Raw genomic sequence first — 25,736 nt, 5'->3', positions numbered from 1 at the left:
CACATGAACAAATTGTTGCGAATCCTTGATCCATCTTTATAGCTTCGCCGTTAATGACACGGTGACTACAAAGATGGTTTTCATTTGCGACCTGAGAAAGCGTATATCTCAAACACTTTTAGCACGAACTGCAAAATCACTTGAGTTTGTTGAAAACAGTATCGAAGCCCTTTGGCATGCTCCCCATTTTCTGATCCAGATGTTATGAGAGTCTCACTGACCGATGATGGTCAAAGGAGACTCTGATGACGAAGCGACGAAGACGCAAACCTGAGCAGATTGCGAAGCTTCTCCAGGAAGGTGAAGCGATGCTCGCAGCTGGAAAGACTTTGGGTGAAGTCTTGCAGAAGTTGGAGGTCAAAGAATCGACGCCGCAAGCGGTTGAAGGGCTACACAAACTCGGTATCAAGATTCCCATGCTCACTGGCGACAACGAAGTGACTGCGCAGCATGTCGCAAAACAACTTAATATCGACGAGGTGGGGGCAGGCGTCAGCCCCGAAGACAAGCACAATCGTGTTGAAGAATTAAAAAAGCAGGGCAAGATCGTCGTGATGGCCGGCGATGGGATCAACGATGCTCCCGCCCTGGCTGCCTCTGACGTGGGGATCGCGATGGGGACTGGAACCGATGTCGCGATCGAGAGTGCTGGTGTGACACTCGTCAAAGGAGACCTTCGTGGGATTGAAAGAGCAATTCGTCTAAGCCGTATCACAGTGAAGAACATTCGCCAGAACCTGTTCTTCGCATTCATCTATAACACTCTGGGAGTGCCGATTGCAGCAGGTCTGCTCTATCCATTCATTGGAATCTTGTTGAGCCCCATGATCGCGGCAGCGGCGATGAGCTTGAGTTCCGTCTCTGTCATTGCGAACTCTTTGCGACTACGAACTGTCCGGCTGGAGAGATGAACTGTGGAAAAATTGAATCGAGTTGACGTTGATGAATGATTTAAATGAAAGGCAACGGCACCAAGTTGTCGTCATTGGTGGTGGATTTGGTGGCCTGGAGACGGTTCGCCAGCTGAAGAAAGCCGAGGTCGACATAACGCTGATTGACCGACGGAATTTTCACACATTCCAGGCACTTCTTCATCAACTCGCAAAGGGAGGACTGACACCAGCCAATATTGTTGCGAGATTGTACTCCATCTGGAGTAGATAATGACACTGACCTGTTCCTATCGATTTCCTTCGATAAGTTTCACAGTTTCACGGAGCATCTCTTTCTCACTTTACATTGACATTCAGTCAACGTACCTCGGATGTTACTATTCATGCTCTGAGAAACACCAGAACCATACCTGCCAAAATGAAAGGAGTCGTTATGCGATTCACCTACTCCTATGCGCTCACAGTTGTTGCTATTCTGAATTCCGTTGGGACTCTCTCCGCAGCAGATATCACCAAGGAATCACTTTCAGAAATCAAGAGGAATATCGACAATGAGAAGGCTGTGCTTGTGGATGTGAGAGAAAAACGAGAATGGGATCAGGGCCACGTCCAAGGAGCGATCTTTTTCCCCTTGAGCCAGGTTCGTGATGGGGTCACCAAGGCTGAACTGAAAGTGTTGCCGAAGGACAAAACTCTCTACACGCATTGCGTCGTCGGGAAACGAGCAGTGACGGTGGGAAATGTCCTGGAGAGGTACGGCTACAAAGTGAAAGCGGTGAAACCTGGATACAAAGAATTGATTGCCGCCGGCTTCTCCAAAGCAACGGAGTAGTCGAAGAGTGCTGGATGACCTGACAGAGTGGAGTCGATTTGCCAAGCCGAGTCTCACAGTGCTGGGCTTGGTGTTCCTCTGGACATGGGAGATGTTCTTCCCTCTCGTTCTCCCTCGTCGTAATCGGTGGTTGCACGCAAGTCGCACTGTTCAATACGCACTGTTCAATACGCACTGTTCAATACGCACTGTTCAATACGCACTGTTCAATACGCACTGTTCAATACGCTCTGTTCAATACGCTCTGTTCAATACGCTCTGTTCAATACGCTCTGTTCAATACGCTCTGTTCAATACGCTCTGGGCATTGGGCAAGAGTTGAGCGACACGCCGCACATCGGCCAACTTCTGTCCAGACGTTGTCGATAAACGAAGCGAGTACTCGCCCCATGCGTGTATGCCGAATTACCTCATCCGATACCTTGGGCCCAACACGAACTTTGGACGGTTGAGTTGAGGCGAGTTTGGGGTCGGCAACCGCTGCCAAAATCCAGTCACGAAATGCATCAAATTCCTGCTGCCGCACTTTCTTCTGCACCCGAGAGGAGTTGTCAGGAGCCCGCTAGATAAAGGTGAGGATTTTCGAGGTCTTCGGATCATCAACGTTGACCAACCCTTGCGTTAGCAACGCTGAAAATGTCTCTGCCGCACTTGGTCGAATGTAGTCTTTCAATGCAACGCTGCTGAGATGGCACTCCGTACAGCTCGAAGGATTTGGTGAAGAGAAAACTGGGAGTAAGCGTTGCCGAAATATCTTTTCTGATGATGCGTCCTTGCTTTTCGAACTTTGCAGTTCTGTTTGGCTCAGTTCAGTCGGCTGGTCCATGAATTCGGAACGCTCGGATTCCGACGATTGAACCACGTTCGCTGAATCACAACCGGTTCGCAAAACGATCGTACTCAAACAATCAATCCGGAATGAATTGCGCATATTCACTTCTGCTTTCATCACAAACTCTCGTCGCAGTCACATAAGAGAATCAGCTTCCGCCAGACATTAGTAACGGTCGCTTACCGACCAGCCTGAATTGTTGAATTTCCTCTTTGGAAGCGACCGTTTCGCAAGCCGTTATATCGAAGATGGTTACGCAATATTTGCTTGTCATAGATTAACAAATGGTTTTCTTGAACGGCAATGCGTACATGGTCCTATACATCGTTCTATGCGAGAAGGTTTTCCGGTAATTTTGTGATATTTGGTGGTAGAGCAAGGACGATTCTCAGTCAATCTCTTGGGAAGAGTCGTTCCAGAATTGAGATGACATCCGTGCTGGGAATCTGTTCTTGTTCGATTCGCAGGAACTCGGAGTGACAAACGTCGAAGGCAGACCTCTCGAAACTCGTCAGATTGACGGGTGGGAAAGGATCTTTTGTCGGATCAACTCGCTGCCCGAGTTGCTCTCGATGACGACACAAAGTTTCGATGTCCATCAGGAGACTTTTCACAGTTGGAAAATGGATGCGAAAACGGGAGAGAATTGAGAGACCATCGACATCGATGTCCCCCCAGTACCAGATGGTGCATTGGTGCAGCCACGGGATGAGGCGAAAGTCTGCAACCGCATTTCCGATGCCTCCCATGGCAAGGGTGTTCGGCAGATTTGGAAGTGTCATCAAACAGGTTTTGTTTTCGACAACGAGCACGTTGACCGAATCGACATTTTGTTTTGCCAATGTCTCTAAAGGAATGGAACAGTCTGTCCAAGGACTTCCGAATGCTTGTTGAATCGTTGGATCGAGAAAGCGGATTTGCAGACGGGGTTGATCGTATTGCAGTCCATAGCGTCGTGCGAAGTGCTGTTCATCAGCGCGAATCGTGGTTGGAGGCAATAAGAGATCCAGCCACCCCCGCAGAATGCGTTGATTTCGTTCAATAAACTTCGTGTCAATGTTTAAGGGAAGCTCGCGTGCGAAAAGGCCAGGGCGAGGGTTCGCTCGCAAATAGTCAACCACAAGAATCAGTCCATCGATATCGGCAGCAGAATCAGCGAGCAATTTTCGATTGGACCGAATCCAACGTTCAATTTCCGGGTAATGTTGACGGATGATTTTCACGGCACTGGTGAAGTTTTCAAACTCGTCTTCCTTGTCAATGAATCGTAAGAAATCCATCTGAGTTGAGAAGAAGATTTTTTCAGGGACCAGATTCTTTCCATGTCGTCGCGAAGTTCGTTCTCGCCAGTCAATCGAATATCCAAATCCCTTTTCTGCTTTCGATTCGCTTCTGAGCAATTGCACAGCATGAATGGCTGCGGCAGGATCGTCAGGCAATTTTCGATCAGCTGGAATGAGACAGGGAAAGAATTCATCACCATCAAGCCAGACCAGTTGGAACTTGGGATAAAGATTGTTCGCTTTCTGACGTATTTTATTCGGGTGAATCATCAATCGGTATTGTTTTTAGAGTTGCTGATTCGATGTTCATCCGCTGCATCAACGTAATTAGCAAACTCCTTCGCTGTCATCTGAAAAACTTCTGACCGATTATTTTTCTTGGTGACATGCAAATAATTCCCCACAAACGGCTGAGTGACGCAGGCTTTCGCATCCAGCGGCGCGACGATTAGCAACTGCAGACCAAATTGCCGGAAAAGTTTCAAAGCGTACTCAGCATGTTGATCGTCAACTTTGGAAAACATTTCGTCGACAACAACAAAACGGAATCGCTGTTCGTCAGGCTCGCTGGGGTCAAGATCGTATTGGTACGCAATGGCAGCCACGAGAATCGTAAACGCCAGTTTCGCTTTTTCCCCACCCGATTGCCCAGTGCTGTCATCGTAACTGGAGACTTGCTCGAGTGTCTTTTCATCGATCACATTGGCGAGAAAGTCGAACCAGTTGCGGACATCGACGACCTTGTCTCGCCAGCGACGATGACCTTCATCCTGAAGCTTGACGACAAGTTTTTGTATTCGCACAAACCTGGCTTCGTTCGCCTCTGCAGAATCTTCAAAACTCCCTTCGACGCACTCGCGCAACTGCCGTTGAAATTCGATGATCGAATGGTTTTTAACTCTCTGGGGGTCAAGCTGAATGTACGTTCCATCACGAAAATCAAGTTGTCTGAGCGAAAGATTGAGCGTTTCAATTTTGTCTTCGATATTACGTCGTTCTTTCTCCAGGGCGGCTCGGAACAAACCAATTTCTCGGGTCACTGTATCATTAAGCCGTTCTTTGAAGCGATCTGTATGTCGAGGGAGATCCTCATCAATGATCCGCTGACGCAAACCAAGAAAACTGTCCAGATACGCAACTCGCGGAAGCAGGTCGGCTTCCTCGGGAAACTTCTTAGTGAACTTGGACATGGCCTGCGTCAACTGCTCTTCGATGGGATCGAGCTTTTTACGCAGCACGATCTGCTCTTTCTCCAATCTTTTCCGCAGAGAATCTTGCGTTGGGAGGAGGCTTTCGATGGAAAAACAACTTTCATCAACGGAAGATTCCAACTCAGCAAATGCGGATCGGAATTGCTCCCAGACATCGTTCTTTTTGTATTCGTTGATCGTATTCCCCGCGTTGAGGATGAGCCTCTCCGCGTCTTGGATCGATTTTTCAAGTCGGCTTTCAGCACGAATGGAATCGTCGCGCTGAGACTCCAATCCTTCGCGACGAGAGGACAACTTCGCAGCCTGTTCCCGAAGAAGTTGAATAGCATCGGAATTCTCTTCGATGGCCGTTTTCTCGGCCTTCAAATCATCGATGGCCTGTTGATGTTGTTTCCAATCGATCTCTGAGAAATCGTTAAACGCTTGCAACTCATCCCAGGCATGAATCCGGTTTCGAATAGCACCAAGGTCAGTATCAATGGCTGCGATCTTTTGAGAAGTTTGCTGATCGAGTGCCTCAAGTTCAGCGATTCTCGCGGTGATCTGTTGTCGCTTCTCCTTGTTATCCCAACCCAGGATGAAGTTTCTTCTATTGAGCAGTTGATCGCGATCATCTTTGTCGTGGCGTTTACTTCCAGTTTTCACATGCCGAGATAGTGTTATCGCCAAGCCAGATGCCTGTTGAAATTCTTCAATTGACTCACAACAGCGGTAGTCAAAACGAGAAGCCAACTCAGCCTTGACCCAGGGCAATAATAAATGACCTTCCTTGAAACGTAACTTGCCAAGCATGGAAGCCGGATCGAGATCGGCCTTGTTCTGCAAGGTTGCATGCTCACTGATCCGCAAATAAATGAGGCGTTGTCCGCGTCCTCGTGCAATGAGCTTGGTCTGCTCAACATGACGACTCACCATGTGATAATACCGATCTGGAACCAGGAGGCTGAGACCGAAGCTGTGCAAGACTTTTTCGATCGATGATTCCCACTCTCGCTGGTTCTCCTGCACTGCGATGAGTTCCGCGACGAACGGCAACTCTTTCTCACTCAGCCCCAATTCCTGACAGATACTCTCTCGCAGTGAAACGGACCATTCGGGAAGGTTTCCTTTTTGTCTTTCGAGACTCGCCAACTCGATTGATAACTCGCTCTGCTCTTGGCGGACTTGACCACGACTTATGACCAGGCCCGTTCTGTTCTCCTCATATGCTTTGATCGTTGCTTCAAGTTGACCGCGTTGATCTGAAATGAACTGTTGCACTTTCTGAAAGTCTGATTCACACGTCACACGCGTGTTCAATTCAGTTCGAGTCAATGCACTTTGGTACAGGTCGTACCGTTCTCGTTTCCGCTTTAACTCGGAAGAGGCATTGTCAATCAGCAACGGAATCATCTTGAGTCGATCACCACCCTCGTTTTCGATCTCGTTCTTAATTCGTCGTTGCTCTTCTTCAACTCTATCAAGCTCTTGCTTGAAGCTTTTGTTTCGTTCGCGCACTTCAACGAGTGACTGTTGAAACTGTTTGAATGCGGGTTCGAAGACATCGATTGTTTTCATTGCGAAGAACGCATCCAGCCCCTGCGATTTCCTGATGGCTTTTTCAAGCTTCACGTTGAATCTGGTGTACTCCCGACCGTGTTTGGCAACGGGTTCCAACAGGGCTTGCTGGTCACGGACTTTTATTAAACTCGCATGAGCCTTATTTAACTGAGTGAAGTGCGCCAGCAATGCTTCCAGACGCTCTGACCAGTTATGCGGTTCAAGCATGTGATTGCGGATGAACTCATTGAGATTTTCAATGTCCTTGACAGCCACGGTCTGATTGAAGACATCCATGGCCTTCTTTTTCACTTTCGTGATTTTCCGAAACCAGCTTTCGTATTCCGTGAATGACTTTGTTGCCTTAAAGTCGCGATCTTTGATGGCCTTAAGAATTCCATCGCTGGAGTCCAGTTGTGAGAAATCACCAGTAATCGTTCGGTCGCCATCCGAGAAACAGTAAATTTTGTCAACTTTCTGCCCATTCCAGTACAAAACCTGCGTCAAGCTGAAGGCTGCTCCGTCGTCATTGTTCTGGAAACATGCCAGGAGGACTGAATAGTGTTTCTTTTTCGATCTCAAGCAGCGAGTCTTGATCCCATTACTGTCTCCATCCGCATTTCGGTCAAAGGCTCCTTCGAAGTACGTTCGCTCTGTCCGTTCTCGTTTCTTGGCACCTGCAGCAACGTTAAAATTGCGGACACCAGGCTTGACCAGTAACGTCAAAATTGCATCGACCAGTGTCGATTTTCCTGAACCATTCTGACCGACCAGCAGTGTCGACTGTCCCTCTGGAGAAACCGTATGAACTTGCTGGTCGAATGTCCCCCAATTCAAGAGTTCGAGTCGCTTCAAGCGAAACCCCGAAGACTGCGAAAACGTGGCTGACACGTAGTCTGCTTTCTCGAAGAGTGTGTCGGCTTGTTTTCTCATGCTGTCTCCTCGTCTACACTGATCCGATCCGTCGCCTGTTCTTCTTTCTTCAAGAGCAGTTGATCCTTTAAGCTCTCCAGTTCTGCGGCAGGGAGTCGCGCCTTCAAGATACGACGGACTTCCCATGTCGGTGGATCATCGCTGAATCTGCGCACGAATCCGAAGTCATCCAGTCGCTTGAAAGTGGCCCGCATCTCCTTGAGTTGTTTGACGTCATCCCCAGGGGAGAGACGAAGGGCTTTCCATTGGTCAAACAATGCAGATTCGTCCACCACACATTTCTCGTCGTGTGCCTCTTCCTCTTCAAAGCGTCGGTACTCGTCTCGCAGAAGAACAGACAAGATCGACTGTTTGTAACTCAGTCGCGACGTGTGAAAGAGCTTCGGAATAGCATCGTAGCCATTTGGCGTTTCTTCGTCGGACATCTGGCGGAGGAACGCCATGCCTTCGGATTCGTTGACGATCAAGACAAGCCCCAACCGAGCAAAGTAGTCTGTTAACCGAGAGGCATTGGAAAGGAGCAGATTCCATACGCGTTCATCTTCCGCATACACAACCCCGCGTAACAGGAGGACGGCCGGAATGCTGAACTCTTGAAATTGCGGAAATTCATCAGGCATGTCCATTCCTCCTCTTGTTCAAGAAGGTGACCAAAGGAACCCGCACCTCAATCCAGTTTCCCTTGCCCTGGATCGGTGGAATCGATAATGGAATTTCGACTGTCTCATCAATGTGATGATTGTCATCTTTCGCGATTTGCAGATAACCCAAAACTTCGACCGCTCCTGAGGTCGGTGGATACTCATCGAGCACATCCGCAAGAGTTGGAGCAGATCGCAGCTTGAGGCATTCATCAATTTGGGTTCGCATCGCGTTCCAGTCCAGTCGATGCATAGCTGCATACTGCTTGAAGACATCTGTCCGTTCGGCTTCATCCGGTTGAAATTCAGTAAGGTCGACCACCTCCAGTCTGGTTGGCTCCGTCCAGAAGGTGCGACGAAATGGTGAATCGACCGCTGCGTTGACTTCAACCGTCAGACCGACGTCATTGCAGTCATGTTGGTCGCCAAGTGAAATTACCAACCCTCGGATCTCCTGAAGGAGATGCGCCACTCGTTGTCGCTCGGCGTGAGTTTCCATATCCAGCAGGCGTCGCAAAGTTGTGGAAAGACGCTGGTTGGTCCGCATGACTTTCTCTGCCTCGCGCTGCAGCAACGTGACCATTCCCCGCACCGTCTCCATCCCCTCCTGTTGGTGACTCAGTTCTGGAATCTTACGAATTTCCGCGATGATCCGTTCGAGTTGTTCAGTTTGTACCGGGGACAGAATGAGGTTCACAAACTCATAGAAGCTAACGCCCTGATCGTCTTTCTTGAGGACATCTTCTGCATTGAGTGCGTACTCGAGAATACCACCTCGTGCTGCGAGCCCCGCGACCTGTTGCTGTTGGACTTCGAGAGTGATGTCTCGAAATGATTCTTCGACAGCGCGGAAATCTCCCTGCAACTGTTTCAGAATTGAAACAGCGGTAGCAAACTGATCTCGAATTTGATCAGGTCGATATGTCGCAACAACGCCGTCTTGCTCGATCTGAGTGATCTCATCCTGGATTTTCTTCTGTTCATTACGCAGATGCTGCAAGCGAGTTTCGGGATCGTCTGACGAACCGACAACCAGATTCGCAAGTAAGTCGATCACAAGCTTAAGCCGAGATTCGGTTCCGACGAAATTGAGATCCTTACCAAGGACAAGATCCAGAAACGCAAAAACGTCTTCAGTATGTGGAGTCAGCTGATAGCTTGGTTCGTCTGCATCCGCTTCCAGAAATCGTCTGAGCCACCGAGTTTCGCTGGAACACCACTCAGCAAGATAAGCATCTGCGCGAGACGGCAGTTTTCCGGGATCAGTCTCTTGCAAATTCTCTTGGTAAGCGATCAAAGCGGTAACGAGCTCAGAATGAGCCCAGGAAATCCGTTCGCTCTGTTTGAACAGTTGATTGAGAAAATCAATAATGAATGGTGCGTTCGATGACCGCAGCAAGCTCAACGCCGGCGAAGTATCAAAATAGACCAATAATTTGGCGAGTTGCATAGGCCCAGCTCAACATGTGTTGTCATCACGTGCATCCCACCACGTTCATTGAAAGCCCTCCATTTCTTTTTTGTCCCGACCCTGATGATATCAAACGGTTTGAGTAAATTCGATTGAATTAGAATCTTCGGTGAGAAATTGAGAAATGCCTAACTGGACAGCGCCAGTTCTTGGTTATTGAGGGGGAAGTTTGGGGTCGACGTTTTTGATTTTTTCGGGATTGATTCCCATCGCGTGATACAACGCCATACGCTTTTTGCGGTGGCTACGACTGGCTTGGGCGTTGCGGGTTTAATGGTGGCGAATTCGCTCCAGTTCTGCCTTGTATTCACGCTCACGAAGCAGAGACGGAAGGTCAACAATACGAACGAACACGTCTGCCGCTCGACGAGCTTGTTCGAGTGTTAACCGCCCCACAATGATGTATGCAGGAGGCACTGTTCTTAGAAAATCGGCCCGTCATCCGAGAGAATGGTTCTTCGACTTACAGGCCTTCCAGAACGGCTCTACGCAAAGACGCCTTTAACGCACCGGAATTCGAATCACAAATCGCAGTCCCAGCAACCTGTTGTCGAGACTACTCAAGAAATCACATCGCTAATGTTCATTGTGACACTGATGTCGTCACGCCCAGATCGCCAGGACTGCGGAATCGGATTTAACGATGGGACGTCGGAGGGATGATTTTGGAAGTAAGGGAAGTCGCTGCAAAGCGATCCGCGACCTGTCCAGAAGTCAAACGCTCCAGTGATCGTCGGAGTACCAAAACACCTTTGGAAAAACGCATCTCGAACGACTATCAAAAGCCAGAGCGGAGAACATTTCAGCCACAAAACGCCACAAATTCCGCCACAAAGTTCGAAAACCAACCGACCCAAAAAAGTAAATGCCTGCAAACCAATCACTTATGGCATGCAGGCATTATGTTAAGCGGAGAGAGGGGGATTCGAACCCCCGGTACCTTGCGGTACACAGCAGTTCCAGTGCTGCACAATCGGCCACTCTGTCATCTCTCCGGGCCAGAGAAAATACTCGGTGGTCCACTGTTTGTCAATTGCCTCGATTCGTGATGAGAAACGGAATCTCGCCGCTCATTTTGACATTCAGCCATTTCAGCTCTGGCGAGAGGCTCGCAGGAGGCGGATTTCCAAATTGAAAGGATCTCTGACCTGAACGAGCAGCATCTCTTCATTCCAAAAATACTGTACTCAATCCCTGACTTCTGACTCATCTTTGGAAGGATGCGAGCATTTTATTACGTGGAAATCAGCTGCTCGTCAGGCGAAATGAACTCTTCGCGAACAGTAAAAAGAAGATGATCAGTCTTATCAATCACTGCTGGTTTGTTTTTCGAGAAAGAGCCGATTCTTCCAGATGTCCATGCGATGCAAATGGAACTGAGCCAGTACGCCGAGTGTTGCAAGGCCGTACTTGGCACTGCGGCGAAAATTGATGCTGCTGGCTTCATCGAAGTACCGAACTGGAACGGGTACATCACCGATGCGAAATCCGAAGTGGACCGCTTGTGCCAGAAACTGGCTGTCGAAGACGAAATCATCGGAGTTTGTTTGAAACGGAATTTTCTCCAGGACTGCTCGCGAATAAGCTCTAAAGCCGGAATGGAAGTCTCCGACATTCTGTCCCAATGCAACGTTTTCAATTGTCGTGAGGAATCGATTGGCGATGTATTTGTAGACCGGCATTCCCCCCTTGAGTGCTTCTCGTCGGGTCCGGATTCGTGAACCGAGGACAACATCACAGATGCCGAGTTTGATGAACTCGATGGCGGCCCCCATGACCCGGCTATCGTACTGATAATCAGGATGGATCATCACTACGAAATCTGCTCCACGTTGAAGTGCGTGCTCGTAGCAGGTCTTTTGATTGGCTCCGTAACCGCCGTTCTTTTTGTGCTCAATCACAGTCACTCCCAATGACTTCGCAACTTCGACAGTGTCGTCGGTGCTGCAATCATCAACGAGAATGACTTCATCAACCACTCCCTTGGGAATGTCTTCGAGAGTCCGCCTGATCGTTTTCGATGCATTGTAAGCGGGCATCACTGCAATCGTTCTCTGCGGCAATGTATTGTCCGCAGCGACAGCGTGCATCAATGATTCTATTCTCCCGAGCGCGCGGCTAGGGGACTCAGTCGATTCAACAGAAGTAACCACGAATTTCTCTCCAAAGGTAACATAGCTTTGGAAAAACCTAGTTCACCAATCAGGGAGAGGCTTCGAAAAACCAGAGTTGTCGAGAGTTCCCGGGTCCGGTTATGCCGACTCGTTGCTTTACGTCACCAATTCATCTCCAAGCACTTTTTGGACCTGTCCGGAAACATGATTCCCGGCATTCTTCAATGGGATGTTCAATGCTTGTTGTACCTCGGAGGAGAATTCACTCTTTCTTCGTAACGACAAAGATCACTTCAGAGGAGGTCATTGCGCCTCGTTCATCAGTCGCTGTGAAATACCAGATGGTTGCGTCATCGGGGACTTGTGATGTGAGAACTTTGCCTTTGACGTCAAGATCGGCGGCAGTTGTTGACCACTTCCTTTTGGAGAGCAAGCCTCTATCGCTTGTCCAATGGAAATGAGCTTTCGAAATTGGAACTTGCGACTGAAACCGGGCGGTTGCCTGTGCGTCGTGTTGCTCCGGTCGGTCTATTTTTGCAAGAGGTTTTGCGTTATGGATTTTGCTGGCAACAAACTGCTCGATCTCCATTGGAGCCCAACCGGATGGATGTCCGTGCCTCATGTTGACTTCGATACGCAAATTCTTTTCGCCGGGAACAGCGTGATAGCTTTTCATGTAACTGTTGAGGGGATAATGAATATCGTTCGTCCCATTCACAAAGAGAATCGGGACATGACAGTTCACGAGGTGCTTTGATGGATCGTACATTTTAATCCACGCTTCTCGCTTCTCTGGGGAGAGCCGGTCAATTTGCGGCTTTTGGACAGATTCTCCTTCATAGAGGAAACCACATCCGTAGACTGGAACGGCAGCTTTGAATCGTGAATCAACCGAGGCAGCGATGCATGTCAGGTAACCGCCCCAGCTAATGCCGGTGACTGCTGTCCGTTCGGGATCGACTTCCGGAAAACTTCGTACAAGAGAATGGGCCAGCAAGATGTTCGAAATCGCGTGATACTGCCAATCGTCAGTGATGTCACCGCCGACGTTGTTGAATTTCTCCTGACCAGTATGTTCCGGTCCTCCATGCGGTAATCGTGTTCGCACAAGCTTGCCGTGGTTTCGCTCGACGACAAGTTCATTCGTTTTCCTATCGAAGACGGGCGAAGCAGGTCTTCGACCAGAGAAATCGAGTGCAATGGCAGCGTACCCACGCTTCGCCCAGAGTTCGACCCAATCGGCGAAAGCGGTCCCGCCTCCTCCATGCAGCAGGACAACGGCTGGGAGGTTCTTGTCTTTCGATGTGTCCCCGGAAAGGGTGCCAGGTGTGGCATAGAAAGCAAAAACCTGAGTCGGTTCACCGTTGTAATCAGGCCCGGTAAAGATCAATGATCGAATGGGGACATTGGAATCAACCCACTCCATTTTCGGTGGCTTTGAAAGAGCTTTCAGATCCCAAATCGAAGTCGATATCTCGTCAGCATTTAACTGAGAGGTCATAGCGATCAAAACGAAGGTTGATAAAATTTTCATTTGAGATCTCGATCGTACTGGAAATGTGTCAGTTCAAAATTACCGATTTCACGTCATCGCGGAAGTAGTCTTCATAAGTCTTCATTTGAAAAAATCACGCATTCTGCTTCGTGGAGAACAGTTTTCTCTCCTCGTTGAAACGTGCATCACAGAGACGAAAAACTCGAATCTGTTTCAAGACCGCCTCTACTCTAATCTTGGCCAAAACACTGTTGCAGGATAGGTTCCGACCGCATCGGTGACGACAAGACTCGTTCCAGGTTTGGCGAATTTCGCACGCACAATCGCAAATCCAACGCTTGTTCCATCACCTCGTTGGGCAACCGATGTGATTGTGCCAACTTCCTTTTCTTCAGCCAGAACAGACGCTCCGTTTGAGACGCTCTCCGCTTCAATGACCAAACCTCGCAGTTCCTTATTCGTGTGCCCCATTGCATCCAGACGCGCGATCGGTTCCTGACCAAGGTAGCAGCCTTTCGTGAAGCTGATTGTCTGATCGGTTCGTGCAGCTTCCTGTGCGATGTTGGCTGCAGAGATATCAACACCTGCGAAAGGGAACCCCGCTTCAATCCTCAATCGCTCGAAATGCGCGTCTGTTCCAACTGGGGCACCTTTCTCAAGCAGGTACTGTTGAGCAACTTCAATCTCTTCTCGTGAACCAGATACGAGATAAGTCGGGAAGTTTGTGATGTCGACGCGAACGATCAACAGCGAGTTTCCTCCCAGTGCGATTTTCCGCCCCTGATTCAATTCAAGACTGACAGCCTCCCCGACGACATCTGCAACGTTGTCACCAATCAGGCAGAGCAGGCCAGTGTCGTTGGTCTTATCCTGAACTTCCGCCTCGACACCGAGCAGGTATTTCGTCAGGTGAGGCGCTACCGTTTCGTTTGCGCCAGGAACAGCTAGCAAAGTCAGATGTTCGTCCTCCGCGACAACAAAAAGATGCCCTAGTATCTTTCCCTTAATATCCGGGATGAAGACTTCACAAACTGCTCCAGAACCGAGCTTATTGATATCGTTTGTGCAGAAACTCTGCAGGAAGGATTTCCGGTCGACGCCAGTAATCTGAATTTGTGACCAGGCTGACAAATCAAACAGCAGTGTATCCATCGTTTCAGAATCCGAATTATTAATAAGCAAAAGTTGACAGATCATAAAAATGAAGACAGCCCGGCTCGCGCGAACCGGGCTGCCTTAAAATCAGCATACACACTTACTAGAGCAGTTTGCTCTAACGTGTCCCCGTGAAGAACACATTTCTCTAGAACTGATCCTGAAATTTGAAATTGCTCTCTCAATCATTGAGAAAAGCAGCAATCCCAGAGGTTTACGGACCGGTTCTAGTAAAAATGCTGTTCGCCACGAGGCAAAATCTGAACACCAATTCGAAAGATGGTCTCACTCTAACAAAAACTGCACGAAATCCTGGAATCTCAGTGATCCAACTCAATCTCAGAGATCTTGTTAGAGCTTCTTAACTTCATTTCGAAAACCATTCTCTATTTCTTTTGAAAATCGATCGGGTCATTCCCTGTGGTGTCTCCGAGCATGTAGAACTCAAGATCGTTTCCTTTCACGATGGTTTGAGCGAGCATCACACCGGAGTCGTTCATTTCCATTGCCAGAACTCCATCTTTGTCGACGCTCCAAATTCCACGGACTTCTTGAGTTTTCCCATCTGTCGTAAACTTCCAGGTGAACTCTTGGTTCTCTGCGAGTTCCATTTCGTAAGTGGACTTATCACGAGTTGCTTCCCAGTCACCTTGCAGTTGTTTCGCTTCAACAGGGTCTGCAGGTTTTGGAGGCTCCACTTTCTTGGCAGGGTTCGGGATTTCCGCGTCTGGGTCAAGCCGCTGAAGCATCTGAATTGAGACCTGATCCTGCGGGTTTGCTTTGACAAGACCTTGCAGTTGCTCGATTGCTGCGTCGTTGTGACCTGCGGTCACATACTGATACGCAAGGACAAAACGAGATGCCTGATCGGAAGGATTTTTCTTGCAATAACTTTCCAGTGCTCGCAGCTGTTCAGTATAGACATCGACACTTGGGTACAACCCACTCAGTGTTGTCCAATCCCAACCGGGGCCAACACTTAAGACTGCATACAAAGTCGCTGCGGATTGTTGATAATCCGCAAGAGCGAAGGTGACCAACGCTCGGAACTCATGAATTGCAGTATCGTTTGGCATCTCCTTGAGTGCAGCGTCCGTCGACTTGAGGGCTGCATCGTAGTCACCGTCGTAGAACTCGTTTCGCGCTTGATCAAAGCTCGACAAAGCCGTTTCCGGAAGTGCAGCAGGAGGCTCCGTTGAAGCTGGATCAGCAGCGAGCGTTTGCTCATCCGGTGTCATGACAATCGGCTGTGAGTAGTCATAATACGCGCTGCTGTTGTCAACATAAGACGTTGCATATGGGTTGACATAACTATTGTATCCAAATGCCCAACCCACACGGTTGACCGCCCATGTCGTGACACCGAAAGCTGTCATCACAGGATAGTTGTCCCACCAATAGTTCCAGCGAGCCCCCGGATAGTAATGACCATGCCAGTTTCCATGGTGCCAGTCTCCATGATGATGGTAGTGCCTGTCGTGCCAGTCGTCCCATCTGTCATTCCGGTCGTTCCATCGATCATTCCGGTCATCCCACCGGTCATTGCGGTCGTCCCATCTGTCATTCCTGTTCGCCATACGATCGTTCAAGTTATCTTTACGGTCGTCGAAGCTCGGACGATCTGGTCGGTTGCCGGGTCGGTCTCCAGCATTTGGTCGGTCTCCGATGTTCGGACGGTCACCATTTCCAGGGCGGTTTCCGGGCCGATCCCCAATATTCGGTCGATCTCCACCCCCGGGGCGATTGCCTGGGCGATCACCAATACCAGGGCGATTTCCCGTTCCACCACCAAGTCCCGGAAGAGTTGCTGGGCGTCCATCAGATCCCGGTCGACCGGGCAATCTTGTCCCAGTATCAATCCCTGAACCGGGTCTGTTGCCACCGCTGCCGGGGCGATTTCCAGGTAGGGTGCTTGGACGATTTCCTGGCTGAATGCTCGGGCGATTTCCCGGCTGAATGCCTGGTCGACTCCCAGGTAAAGTGCTCGGGCGATTCCCCGGTTGAATACTTGGCAATTGACCAGGACGTCCACTTCCTCCACTTCCGGGACGAGAAGATGGAAGGTTAGGACGACTGCTTGGGATGCTTGGGCGACTGCCTGGCCGACTGCCGGGAGTACTCGGCCGGCTACTTGGGATACTTGGACGACTGCTGGGAGTGCTTGGTCGGCTACTCGGTCGACTTATCGATGGAGAAGACGGTCTTGAAGATGGCCTCGAAGATGGTCGGCTGATAGAAGGAGAAGAGGGGCGACTGATTCCGCCACCGCCACCAAAGCTACGTCCACCACCTCCGCCACCAAAACTTCGTCCGCCGCCTCCGCCGCCGCGTCCACCACCTCCACCGAAGCCACGTGCAACGACCTCTTCAGCACCTGCGAAGCTGACTGCGAGGCATAGAAAGAATATTTTCATTGATGAAGTTTTCATAATTGTCGATTCTCACGTCTCGTGTTTTGTACTTATCCGAATCCTGAAATGAGTGCCTTCTTTTCTCACTGAAAGCTCAACCTCAAACATTCGGATCAGTTCTTAAAGGAATTGAAAAACTCGAACAGTCGAGCCGACATTACTTTTCTGCAGCTTCAGTAAGCCCCGGTTTTGGTGGTTGCCGAACCATCGAAATTGTTTCCCCGGCGAGATGGACTTCATCTCCCACGACGAGATTTTCAAAATGCCACTGGACCGTTTCCGCGTCAACAATCCGATAGACAGCGGTACTCGTCACAGTTTCTCCTTCGGAGTTGAAACCACCAGACGTTAAGAGCCAACTCCCTCCCAGTTGAGTCCAGACTCCAGACATGACCCCACCACTAGAATCAAAAGTCCAAGAGCGAATCTTTTTGTGAATGGGATCCCAACCGGTTCGTTGGACACCAGAAAGTTCGCGACCGTCAAAAGTCCGGACCTCAAATTTTCTGATCAAAAAATTTCCATCTTCAGACCAGTCACATTCCGTATACACTTTTGCCTGGGAATCTTCATTCACCCATTTTCCCAACATCCATGAGAGTTGAGCAAGTTGCTGTTTGCGACCGAGTGGTTCTCGAGGAAAGTCCTTGAGAATCTCAATCCGCCAAACACCGTCTTCCCCCTTCGTATGAATTGCGACGTAGCGATTGCGATTGAGCGGTTGCCCCGGGCCTTCGGTGGCGAGAACAACTCCTTCTTCAATGGCAACGGTTTCGCTCAAATAACGAACACCTTCGATATTGATCGCTTCGATCATCGCTTGAGAACCGTCAGCAAAAGCCTCTTCGAAGCGGGAAATGATTGCAGCTCGACCATGTGTCCGAACTCCTAATTCATCCAGGAATCCAGCATCTTCCGTGAACAATTCCCCAATCGCTTCTGCATCACGATTTGCATAAGCATCGACGAATTTTTGAGCACTCTCCCAAAACGGCTTTTCTTCCTCTGGAACAGTAAATTCCTCGGATTTGACCTGAGGTGTCTCCTGAGCAGCCGCGATATTGCTCCCAATGAGCAACATCGCCATAAGAACAAATGGTCCTCGCAGAGCAGGGCGTAGGAGCATAACTGAAACCTTTTTTAGAACGCCTGACAAGACCGATCGAATCGTTGCCACTCTCTGGGACAACGATCACTTGCTCAGTTTTTATCAGAACTGGTGAGATGGCTAAATGGGACAGACCTGAGTCAATCAATTCGAGACACGAGAATAGCTCGCCGTACCCTGTGCTCGTGAAGAACGCGTTTCACTAGCGAAATTGCAGTTCGCCACGAGGCAGGACGCGAACACCAATTCGAAAATGCTACAGAAACTCACGACTCTTCGGCTCTCCGAAAAATCAGGTCATTGTGAATGATTCTTCCCGTCCATGAGTCCATCTGGCACTCTTTGCCCAGAGTACCTTTTCAGAAAGCCCTGCAATGAAGAACTTTCAGTCTTTGAAATTCCAACTTCAAGCTTTCGGATCAGTACTGTTTTCAGTTTAACTTGAATAGTCATGATTACAAGAAGTGGACTTGGGGAATTTGTTTGATTTTGCTAACGGACTGAAGCGGACTGTCAAACCTTGCGGAAGGTTGATTGTCGCTGAGCCGCCTCCATCCGCCTGCGTCGTTTGCCCCAACAACTTCTCTCCCAAATTGAATCATCAAGGAGGATTCCTGCCAAGCGAATCTGTCACATGCACCGCAATCGATTACGGACTTCGACAAGACCACTGTCAGCGAAATCGCGTCACTTAACGAGGTCGATCGAGAGATCGAGAACACAATTACAAATCGCTACGAATCGCAACGCCAGAGCAGTTTGAAACTATGTAGGAAGTCTCCGTCAATCGGGTATTGTGGAACTGTTTTTTTCACCACCCCGATCTCAGGAGACGACTATGTTTTACGTTGGATTAGACGTTCACACAACACAAATTACGGTTTGCGTCCTCAAGAACAACGGAAAGGTTCACAAGCGATGGACGGTTCGCGAGCTCAAGCAGTTGATCGAAACGCTTTCCAAGCTGACCGAGCCGTTTCAGGTCTGTTTCGAGGCGAGTTGCAATTACGGCTGGCTGTCCGAAGCACTCAAGAAAGTGGCTCTGCGGGTGGTGGTCGCGCATCCCGGACAACTCAGATTGATCTTCAGATCGCACAAGAAGAACGACCGCAACGATGCCGAAAAGCTCACCAAGCTGTTGTATGTCGATCAACTTCCCGAGGTCCATGTCCCACCCGCCGACGTCCGGGCGTGGCGGGAACTGGTCACCTTCCGCAAGCGAACCATCGAAAAGCGAACCCGAGCCAAGAATGGAATTCGAGCCTTGTTAAGATCATTGGGAATCAAAGCTCCCACGCGACCTGGTCTCTGGACCAAAGCAGGGATGCAGTGGCTCAAAGAACTGACATTCGAACAATCGCTGCTGGCAATAAAACGAGACATACTTGTCCAGGAAATCGATTTTTTGACAACGCAGGTGCAAAGGCTCGAAACCGAATTGAAAAAATTCTCCCGGGACAACCCCGCTGTCTTTCAGCTGCAATCGATTCCGGGAGTTGGTCTGCGAACCGCCGAGACAATGGTCGCATTCATCGACGATCCGCATCGCTTCAAAAGCAGCAAACAGGTGGGAGCCTACTTCGGTCTGGTTCCGACTCAGGATCAATCGTCGGACAAGAACCGCCTGGGACACATCACTCGACAAGGCTCTGCGGCAGCTCGTGCGATGTTGACCGAAGCCGCCTGGCAAGCGATCCGCCGATCGGCAACGGTCCGAGCCTACTTCGAGAGAATTCAACGCGACGATCCGGCACGCAAGAAAATTGCCTTGGTGGCGACGTCACATTACTTGTCACGAGTCATGTGGGCGATGCTCAAACATGGCACACTTTGGAAAGAGGCCGTTCCTGCGGTCAGTGCCTGAGCCCGACTCGAGCTCAGCAAAAGAGACCGTCCCATTCACCGCACCATCACCTGGGTCTCAATTTGAGTTGCAGACCCAGGCCAGGGCGAGGCGAAAGGGACTCACGCAAGATCATTTTATAGTAAAATCACAGCAGTAGAGTGTTCAGAGTTTCACGTCGAGATGGAGAGTGGGATTGCAGTTGGATCCCGTGGTAGAGCATGGTCTTCGAGACCGTCAGTTTGAATGGGACCGACCGAATCATGTCTATTGGCGCCTCACTTCGGTGAGTGATGCCGGATGGATGCCTGGAAAATCCCGCAATCGTCTCACTCCCGACTTGACAGAAACTTCCTCATGGATGCTCTACCGTGTCCCCCGTGAAGAATCGGGTCTCTTAAAGAAAATGCTGGTCTCAACGTTCTGATTCGTAGCAAGCGTTCTACGAAGTCGCTAAAGCGATCTTCACGGCTACAGTGAACATTGGAAAATCTTTATTCGAATCGAAGAAAACCAAAGCGGGGTGGCAAGGGTGTCTCGCCGCCGGAGTTCGTCCAGCTTTGAACTCCGACTCCCGGGATAACACGTGTGACCCCCAACGCCCAAGTCTGATTCACGTTCAGTTCAGAAGCGACGAGTTCTTGAATTGGAATCGCAATTTCAAATGACCATGTTGTTGCATCCTGTGCAGCGGCTACAAACCATTCGGGATTATATCCCCAGGCATCCCAACAAGCTTCGCGAGTCCAGCCACGTTGATCGACATCGAAACGATAATACGTGACGTAGTCACGATCGATATCGAACTGAATGGAGATGTAGTCATGTTTCCCGAGATCAGCATCCCGAGGACGACCTGCTTGCTCAGTTTCAGAATACTCAATCTCATCGCTCTTCGGGACAGTTCCCCCGATGTAAAGATACTCTTGATCATGCGAGAACATGACAATCGGTTTCTGTTCAACGATCTGAACCTGCCCACCACGTGCCTGCTCAGTCCCAATGAAATCCGCATCGGTCGATTCTTTCCCGAGCTGAATTTCATTCGCTTCCGACCAACAAAGGTCAGTGATTCGACCATCCAGCACAGGAGCGAGTTGAGTCGATTTACAAGAGACCACTGGTTTCGGAGAGACCGCTCCGGGACGAATCAAATACGCCTCTCCCTTGGCTGCAACGTGCCAGGGATCATCATCGTTCAAACGCTGTAAGTATCGACCGTAGATTTCGTCTGCCCGACGTGCTTGCTTTCGCCGACGCATTAAGGCTGCGACCACGAATTGAATCTCATCCTTTTCGAAGAGACGCGGATATGCGGCCGACATATCCTCAACAATCAAGCCTGCTGTTTCCTGCCAGCGACGAAGTTGCAGCTCGTACTGATTTGCACCAGTCGCATCTCCATTGAGAAGAGCAGGGGAGTTGCCGAGGGTGGGGACCAATGGGTTTGAGTTCCCATCCAAAGGGCTATCGAGTTGACGAACTTCATTCTCAAACCCGGCGACAGTCGCATTTCGTGCAGCAACGTCGAGAGCTTTCTGAAAGTTGGCCTGAACGATTGTCGGATCAACCTGGATTTGCGAGTTGCTCGCGTTGATTGTCCGCAACCGCTGCCAGTTCATCTCGGCACTCGTTGAATACTCAACCAACCACAACATCGCATCCAGTGCGGCGGGCTCCCGAGAATAGTTAATGATCAACTGCGAATACGTCTCTTCAGCCAACTTCCATTGACCGCTCTCTCGATACTTCAAAGCCAGATTTGCCAATTGAGCGGCAGCCTGTTCATCTGAAAGTGGTTTGAGAATTTCTCCCAGCTGCGCAAGGAGTTGTGCACCTTGTTGAGGACTGTCGATCATTCGCTGCGTGATCGCTGTCATTGTCCGCCGATGTTTTGCCTCATCGATTAGACGATCGTAGTCGATCGATCGAATTGATGGGACATCTCGACGAGCGTCCGAGCCTTTTGAAATCCCCAAGTCTCCGAAGAGAGTCCCCTTCGAGAGTTCCAACCCCGCAGCAAGGTACAAGACTTCGTAACCGCGATTCGAAATGGTTGAGTCCGACTCTTTAAACAATCGTGATGATGCCTGTTTCTCGGCAACATCGAGTGTTGTTTTCAGATGCGGCAAAATTTCAAAATTGTCCTGAGTCATTGAGCCCTTCAAACCCGGAGCGCGCTCCATCACAACTTTCTTCACACTCCATGGTGCCAGCCCGACCTTGAAATGTTCCGGATACCTGTTGGGGTCCTGAGCCTGCTCCACAGCCTGCGGGAGCGCGTGATGAATCAGTTTTGTCACCGCGTCATCTTTGGGAGGTTCGTCCAGCAAAATGACATCCGGTTTCCAGGTTCGAATTTGAGCAACCAAATTCCCCAGCAAAACCTGTTGCAGCCGATTCTCCGTCAGACTGAACCATTCATCAAGAAGTTTCTCGTCATCACGATCCAACCCGGGCAACGAAACTGGTAATCGCCAATCAATCATCGCACTGTTGCCACCGGCGACGAGAACCGCCTGCTCCAGCAAGACTCGATCGTCCCGGGCGAAGTGAGAATCCACGCCTAAATCACGACGTGATGTGAGAGTGACAGCAGAACGGTACCCCGCTTCACGCGACCAACGAGTTAAAAACCCCAACGGAACGCGACTCTTGTGACCATGCAAAGCCCAGAAGGCGAGGCGACGATTGTTCCCTCGCACCGTCTTCCAGGTTTGCCCACCATCCTCAGTGACGCAAATACGCCCGAACATCCCGACTGCGACACCATGATGCTCATCGCTGAAGTGCAAACTTTTTAACGGGGCACTCTCGCCGGTCGATTGAATTTCCCAGTTCTGCCCACCATTCGGAGAGTGCAGAATGACCGATCCGGGTCTCCCGGCGATCCAGACATGCCCTCCTTTTTGAGCAACACAACTGAAGTCAAAGAAGTCGCCGTATTCTTTAGGAAGCCGCAATTCAGGAAGCGACCAACTCACTCCGCGATCTTCACTCGTCAGCATTAACGCTCCATCGCCAACCATCCAGCACGATCCGGTCGAATCAACACTGACATCACGAAACGCTTTCAACCCACCAAGATTTCCACCGCCAGCGATTAATGCTCCGTTCGCAAATGTCGACTGAGCCCCTTCATCGCCAACGACGAAACCCGTATCTCCATTGAAAAATGCGGCTTCATTCCAAGTTGCATTTTCGTTGGCAGGGATCGCTGTCCAGGTCTGCCCACCATCCGAAGTATTCATCACCCCAGAGGGATACTTGGCGGTTCTTTCTCCAACGGCCAAACCTCTGTCTAAATCAAAGAACTGAATCGACCTGAGATACGGCAACTGGTTGTGAGACTTCACAGTCCAGGTTTCGCCCCCATCGGTTGTCGCAAGTACAATCCCGTGATGGACTCGCCCCACCTGAGAAACAGTGCCACCGGAAATCCAGCCCACACGGTTCGTGAGAAAATGAACGCTTTCCAGGGTATAGGATTGGAGTTGAGGATGCGCATGGATGAAGCTCCAACTTCGTCCACCGTTGGTCGTCTTCCAAATTGCCCCTTTCTCGCCAACTGCCCAACCTGTTTCATTTCCAACAAATGTCACATCATGCAGAGTGGCATCATCCTGAGAGGGAGAGACTGAAAGTTGTGATTGAGCATTCAGACTCAGCTCTTGAGCGTTGAGAAAGCCTCCGCCGGGCAGCCAGAGAAAGAGCACGAATAACAGTGCATTTGTCACACGCCTGTTCAAATCTTTAGCATCCATGCTCGTTCTCTCAATCGATGATTCCCGACGGGAAAATTTCAGACAGCTATTGGTCACTCTAGAGCATTTCCAATGCTTCTCTTGTCCGCGAAGTACGTTTTCACAAGTCCATACGCTGTTGCCACGAGACAGTACTGTTAAGACGGATTTCAGATTCGCTCTCGTGAAACGCACAATCCACTGCGCAGACCGATCCCGCCAATAGTGTCATTGAGAAGCTATTGCAGAATCGTTCCCAGCGTCAAGACCGATGACGGACACGAAGAGCTGGCTTTTCACGTTGCTCGTTTCGTCGAAGCGACGAGACTTATCCACGGCTCCAGCGGACGCCCTCTTTGCCATCTTCCACTTCGACTTTCAGTTCGTTCAAAGCATCACGAATTTTATCTGCGACGGCCCAGTTCTTTTCTTCTCGCATTTGCTTACGAATCTCTAGCACCAAGTCCATCAGGCCGTTGACGAATTCGTCGTCGACACCGGTTTCCTTCTCAATCGGCTTGCGAAAGACCCCGACAAGGTTCGAGAGCTCTTTGAAGAGCGTCAGCATGGTTTTCAGTTGAGACTTCTGCTCGTCGCTGCAAGACTCTTCGAGCTTATTTTGACTGACAAAACCATTGATGACGCGCCGCATTTCAAACAGCAGACCAATCCCACCGCCGGTATTGAAGTCGTCATCCATCGCTTCGAGGAATCGGTCTCGCAAATCGGTCAGAACTGTTTTCGATTCCTCACTAAGTCCAGCAAGATCGGTAGTCGCCTCGCGAGTCGTCGGTGCTGGCAGTTCGTAGAAACACTCACCGGTGATACGTTCGAAGTTCTCGAACATCCGGTAAAAGCCTTCCATACTTTTTTCAGTATTCGCAATATTCTCCAGAGAGAAATCAATCGGGCTGCGGTAGTGCGTCGAGAGCAAAAAGAAGCGGACGACTTCAGGATGGTGATGTGCAAAGACCGCTGTCTTGACCGACTCAGCTCCGGCGGACCCAGCCAGCTTGTTCGCAATTTGAGCTTCTTCCGCATCACTTTCCGAGACAGGCTTGTCTCCCCGCTTATCGTGACCACCACCAACTTTGCCGGTGTTTTTCCCGGACTGCATCAACCCGTTGTGCATCCAGTACCGCACGAAGGTTTTCCCCGAAGATGACTCGGACTGTGCGAGTTCGTTCTCATGGTGCGGGAACATCAAGTCGAGCCCGCCGCCGTGAATGTCGATCGACTCACCGAGAATCCTGCAGCTCATCACTGAACATTCAATGTGCCATCCAGGCCGTCCCGGTCCCCAGGGACTCTCCCAGGCCGGTTCGCCATCTTTCGAGCCCTTCCAGAGTGCGAAGTCCGCAGGGTTTTTCTTGGATTCATTAGATTCGACGCGTGTTCCCGCCATCATCGCTTCGACACTGCGCCGACTCAGTTTTCCGTAGTCAGCGTCGGAGGTGACATTGAAATAGACATCCCCGTTCAGAGGGTATGCATGCCCCTTATCGATGAGTCCTTGAATCATCGACTGCATGTCTTTGATGTAATCGGTCGCGTACGGGAAATGATCGATCGAATCAACACCCATTGAATTGAGGTTGTCGAAGTAATCCTGCGTCATCTGCTCAGCGAGAGCTTTGACTTCCATTCCGAGCTCAGTCGCCTTATTGATCAATTTGTCATCAACGTCTGTGATATTGATAACAAAAGTGACATCGTACCCGTTGTAGCTGAGATAGCGCTTGACCGTATCAAAGATGACCGGTCCGACCATATGGCCGATGTGAGCCGGTTTATAAACCGTTGGCCCGCACAAATACATCGAGACCTTTCCCGGCTCGATTGTCTCAAACAGTTCCTTCTCGCGGGTGAGTGTATTGTATACGCGAAGCGACATCTTTGACCTTCCGTGTCACATCAAATGTGAGGGCGTAGTGTTTTGACCAGTATGATTGTTTTCACTCGTCGAAAACCCGGAACGAACGCGACACCGCAGGTCGGTGAGAATTCCGGGTAAAATCATTTTGAATCTGAATTCGAACTGGTCCTGAAACTTGAAATTGCTCTCTCAAACATTGAGAAAAGGGCGATTTCAGAGGTTTTCGAACTGGTTCTAAAAACCATCGCATGGGTCCGCTGCGGACCAAAAGTGCTGAGAGCCAACAAATCATTCGGGTAGATTAGCGAACAGAGTCAAGCAAGCCAAGATTGGACTGACTTCAGACTCTCAGGCAA

The 25,736-nt window shown here is 49.9% G+C and carries 18 protein-coding genes and 1 tRNA gene; 5 read left to right on the top strand and 14 right to left on the bottom strand.

The features are described 5' to 3' along the window. The first annotated feature begins 245 nt into the window (after positions 1–245). The 3 genes from Mal48_RS06800 to Mal48_RS06790 all read left to right on the top strand — a co-directional run bounded on the left by Mal48_RS06800 (position 246) and on the right by Mal48_RS06790 (position 1,725). Positions 246–911, top strand: coding sequence for an HAD-IC family P-type ATPase (locus Mal48_RS06800; RefSeq protein ID WP_197442126.1), 666 nt, complete (start codon positions 246–248; stop codon positions 909–911). A gap of 31 nt (positions 912–942) precedes the next feature. Beyond that, complete coding sequence (locus Mal48_RS06795; RefSeq protein ID WP_145197358.1) at positions 943–1,164, top strand: FAD-dependent oxidoreductase; 222 nt, start codon at positions 943–945, stop codon at positions 1,162–1,164. Positions 1,165–1,326: 162 nt separating this feature from the next. Continuing rightward, entirely contained in the window at positions 1,327–1,725 is a 399-nt protein-coding gene (locus Mal48_RS06790; RefSeq protein ID WP_197442125.1) for a rhodanese-like domain-containing protein, read from the top strand. Between the two features lie 562 nt (positions 1,726–2,287). Here Mal48_RS06790 and Mal48_RS23195 read toward each other — a convergent pair. The 12 genes from Mal48_RS23195 to Mal48_RS06740 all read right to left on the bottom strand — a co-directional run bounded on the left by Mal48_RS23195 (position 2,288) and on the right by Mal48_RS06740 (position 17,936). Then, a complete protein-coding gene (locus tag Mal48_RS23195) occupies positions 2,288–2,629 on the bottom strand; it encodes a hypothetical protein (protein WP_197442124.1) in 342 nt (113 codons plus the stop codon). Positions 2,630–2,949: 320 nt separating this feature from the next. After that, positions 2,950–4,110, bottom strand: a complete 1,161-nt coding sequence (locus Mal48_RS06785; RefSeq protein ID WP_145197354.1) for a Wadjet anti-phage system protein JetD domain-containing protein — start codon at positions 4,108–4,110, stop codon at positions 2,950–2,952. Next, positions 4,110–7,523, bottom strand: a complete 3,414-nt coding sequence (locus tag Mal48_RS06780) for an ATP-binding protein (RefSeq protein ID WP_197442123.1) — start codon at positions 7,521–7,523, stop codon at positions 4,110–4,112. The genes Mal48_RS06785 and Mal48_RS06780 overlap by 1 nt, the downstream gene beginning before the upstream one ends. Then, positions 7,520–8,143 carry a DUF4194 domain-containing protein gene (locus Mal48_RS06775; RefSeq protein ID WP_197442122.1) on the bottom strand — a complete coding sequence of 208 codons (624 nt, stop codon included), beginning with the start codon at positions 8,141–8,143 and terminating at the stop codon, positions 7,520–7,522. The genes Mal48_RS06780 and Mal48_RS06775 overlap by 4 nt, the downstream gene beginning before the upstream one ends. Next, positions 8,136–9,614: a DUF3375 domain-containing protein gene (locus Mal48_RS06770; RefSeq protein WP_145197349.1), complete on the bottom strand. Its 1,479-nt coding sequence runs from the start codon at positions 9,612–9,614 to the stop codon at positions 8,136–8,138. Before Mal48_RS06770 ends, Mal48_RS06775 begins: the two co-directional genes overlap by 8 nt. 291 nt (positions 9,615–9,905) lie before the next feature. Then, the gene (locus Mal48_RS23190; protein ID WP_197442121.1) at positions 9,906–10,052 is read right to left on the bottom strand and encodes a hypothetical protein; all 147 of its coding nucleotides are present in this window, start codon (positions 10,050–10,052) and stop codon (positions 9,906–9,908) included. 493 nt (positions 10,053–10,545) lie between these two features. Further along, positions 10,546–10,630 (bottom strand) — tRNA-Ser (locus Mal48_RS06765). A 312-nt stretch (positions 10,631–10,942) separates the two neighbouring features. Beyond that, positions 10,943–11,725 carry a glycosyltransferase family 2 protein gene (locus Mal48_RS06760; protein ID WP_391601805.1) on the bottom strand — a complete coding sequence of 261 codons (783 nt, stop codon included), beginning with the start codon at positions 11,723–11,725 and terminating at the stop codon, positions 10,943–10,945. A gap of 286 nt (positions 11,726–12,011) precedes the next feature. Further along, positions 12,012–13,283 carry an alpha/beta hydrolase family protein gene (locus Mal48_RS06755; protein ID WP_145197347.1) on the bottom strand — a complete coding sequence of 424 codons (1,272 nt, stop codon included), beginning with the start codon at positions 13,281–13,283 and terminating at the stop codon, positions 12,012–12,014. A gap of 186 nt (positions 13,284–13,469) precedes the next feature. Next, entirely contained in the window at positions 13,470–14,396 is a 927-nt protein-coding gene (ygfZ, locus tag Mal48_RS06750; RefSeq protein ID WP_197442120.1) for a CAF17-like 4Fe-4S cluster assembly/insertion protein YgfZ, read from the bottom strand. A 389-nt stretch (positions 14,397–14,785) separates the two neighbouring features. Then, positions 14,786–16,813, bottom strand: a complete 2,028-nt coding sequence (locus Mal48_RS06745; RefSeq protein ID WP_145197343.1) for a tetratricopeptide repeat protein — start codon at positions 16,811–16,813, stop codon at positions 14,786–14,788. Between the two features lie 154 nt (positions 16,814–16,967). Continuing rightward, positions 16,968–17,936 (bottom strand): YybH family protein, encoded by a 969-nt coding sequence (locus tag Mal48_RS06740; RefSeq protein ID WP_145197341.1) that lies wholly within the window; start codon positions 17,934–17,936, stop codon positions 16,968–16,970. A gap of 820 nt (positions 17,937–18,756) precedes the next feature. Here Mal48_RS06740 and Mal48_RS06735 point away from each other — a divergent pair. Beyond that, a complete protein-coding gene (locus Mal48_RS06735) occupies positions 18,757–19,782 on the top strand; it encodes an IS110 family RNA-guided transposase (protein ID WP_145197159.1) in 1,026 nt (341 codons plus the stop codon). 175 nt (positions 19,783–19,957) lie between these two features. After that, entirely contained in the window at positions 19,958–20,188 is a 231-nt protein-coding gene (locus tag Mal48_RS06730; RefSeq protein ID WP_145197339.1) for a hypothetical protein, read from the top strand. A 67-nt stretch (positions 20,189–20,255) separates the two neighbouring features. Here the strand turns inward: Mal48_RS06730 and Mal48_RS06725 are convergent, their stop codons facing one another. Together Mal48_RS06725 and cysS are read right to left on the bottom strand one after the other, a co-directional pair. After that, positions 20,256–23,525: a YCF48-related protein gene (locus Mal48_RS06725; RefSeq protein WP_145197337.1), complete on the bottom strand. Its 3,270-nt coding sequence runs from the start codon at positions 23,523–23,525 to the stop codon at positions 20,256–20,258. 307 nt (positions 23,526–23,832) lie between these two features. Then, complete coding sequence (gene cysS, locus Mal48_RS06720) at positions 23,833–25,398, bottom strand: cysteine--tRNA ligase (RefSeq protein WP_145197335.1); 1,566 nt, start codon at positions 25,396–25,398, stop codon at positions 23,833–23,835. Between the last annotated feature and the right edge of the window lie 338 nt (positions 25,399–25,736).

It is taken from the genome of Thalassoglobus polymorphus (assembly GCF_007744255.1).
GTDB lineage: Bacteria > Planctomycetota > Planctomycetia > Planctomycetales > Planctomycetaceae > Thalassoglobus > Thalassoglobus polymorphus.
This window is presented reverse-complemented; position numbering and strand designations above follow the sequence as displayed.

Coding starts and splice junctions, on each gene's coding strand:
- Mal48_RS06785 (WP_145197354.1), bottom strand. CDS start 4,110: ATGATTCACCCGAATAAAATACGTCAGAAAGCGAACAATCTTTATCCC.
- ygfZ (WP_197442120.1), bottom strand. CDS start 14,396: ATGGATACACTGCTGTTTGATTTGTCAGCCTGGTCACAAATTCAGATT.
- Mal48_RS06775 (WP_197442122.1), bottom strand. CDS start 8,143: ATGCCTGATGAATTTCCGCAATTTCAAGAGTTCAGCATTCCGGCCGTC.
- Mal48_RS06770 (WP_145197349.1), bottom strand. CDS start 9,614: ATGCAACTCGCCAAATTATTGGTCTATTTTGATACTTCGCCGGCGTTG.
- Mal48_RS06740 (WP_145197341.1), bottom strand. CDS start 17,936: ATGCTCCTACGCCCTGCTCTGCGAGGACCATTTGTTCTTATGGCGATG.
- Mal48_RS06755 (WP_145197347.1), bottom strand. CDS start 13,283: ATGAAAATTTTATCAACCTTCGTTTTGATCGCTATGACCTCTCAGTTA.
- cysS (WP_145197335.1), bottom strand. CDS start 25,398: ATGTCGCTTCGCGTATACAATACACTCACCCGCGAGAAGGAACTGTTT.
- Mal48_RS06745 (WP_145197343.1), bottom strand. CDS start 16,813: ATGAAAATATTCTTTCTATGCCTCGCAGTCAGCTTCGCAGGTGCTGAA.
- Mal48_RS06725 (WP_145197337.1), bottom strand. CDS start 23,525: ATGGATGCTAAAGATTTGAACAGGCGTGTGACAAATGCACTGTTATTC.
- Mal48_RS06790 (WP_197442125.1), top strand. CDS start 1,327: ATGCGATTCACCTACTCCTATGCGCTCACAGTTGTTGCTATTCTGAAT.
- Mal48_RS06780 (WP_197442123.1), bottom strand. CDS start 7,523: ATGAGAAAACAAGCCGACACACTCTTCGAGAAAGCAGACTACGTGTCA.
- Mal48_RS06735 (WP_145197159.1), top strand. CDS start 18,757: ATGTTTTACGTTGGATTAGACGTTCACACAACACAAATTACGGTTTGC.
- Mal48_RS06800 (WP_197442126.1), top strand. CDS start 246: ATGACGAAGCGACGAAGACGCAAACCTGAGCAGATTGCGAAGCTTCTC.
- Mal48_RS06795 (WP_145197358.1), top strand. CDS start 943: ATGAATGATTTAAATGAAAGGCAACGGCACCAAGTTGTCGTCATTGGT.
- Mal48_RS06760 (WP_391601805.1), bottom strand. CDS start 11,725: ATGCACGCTGTCGCTGCGGACAATACATTGCCGCAGAGAACGATTGCA.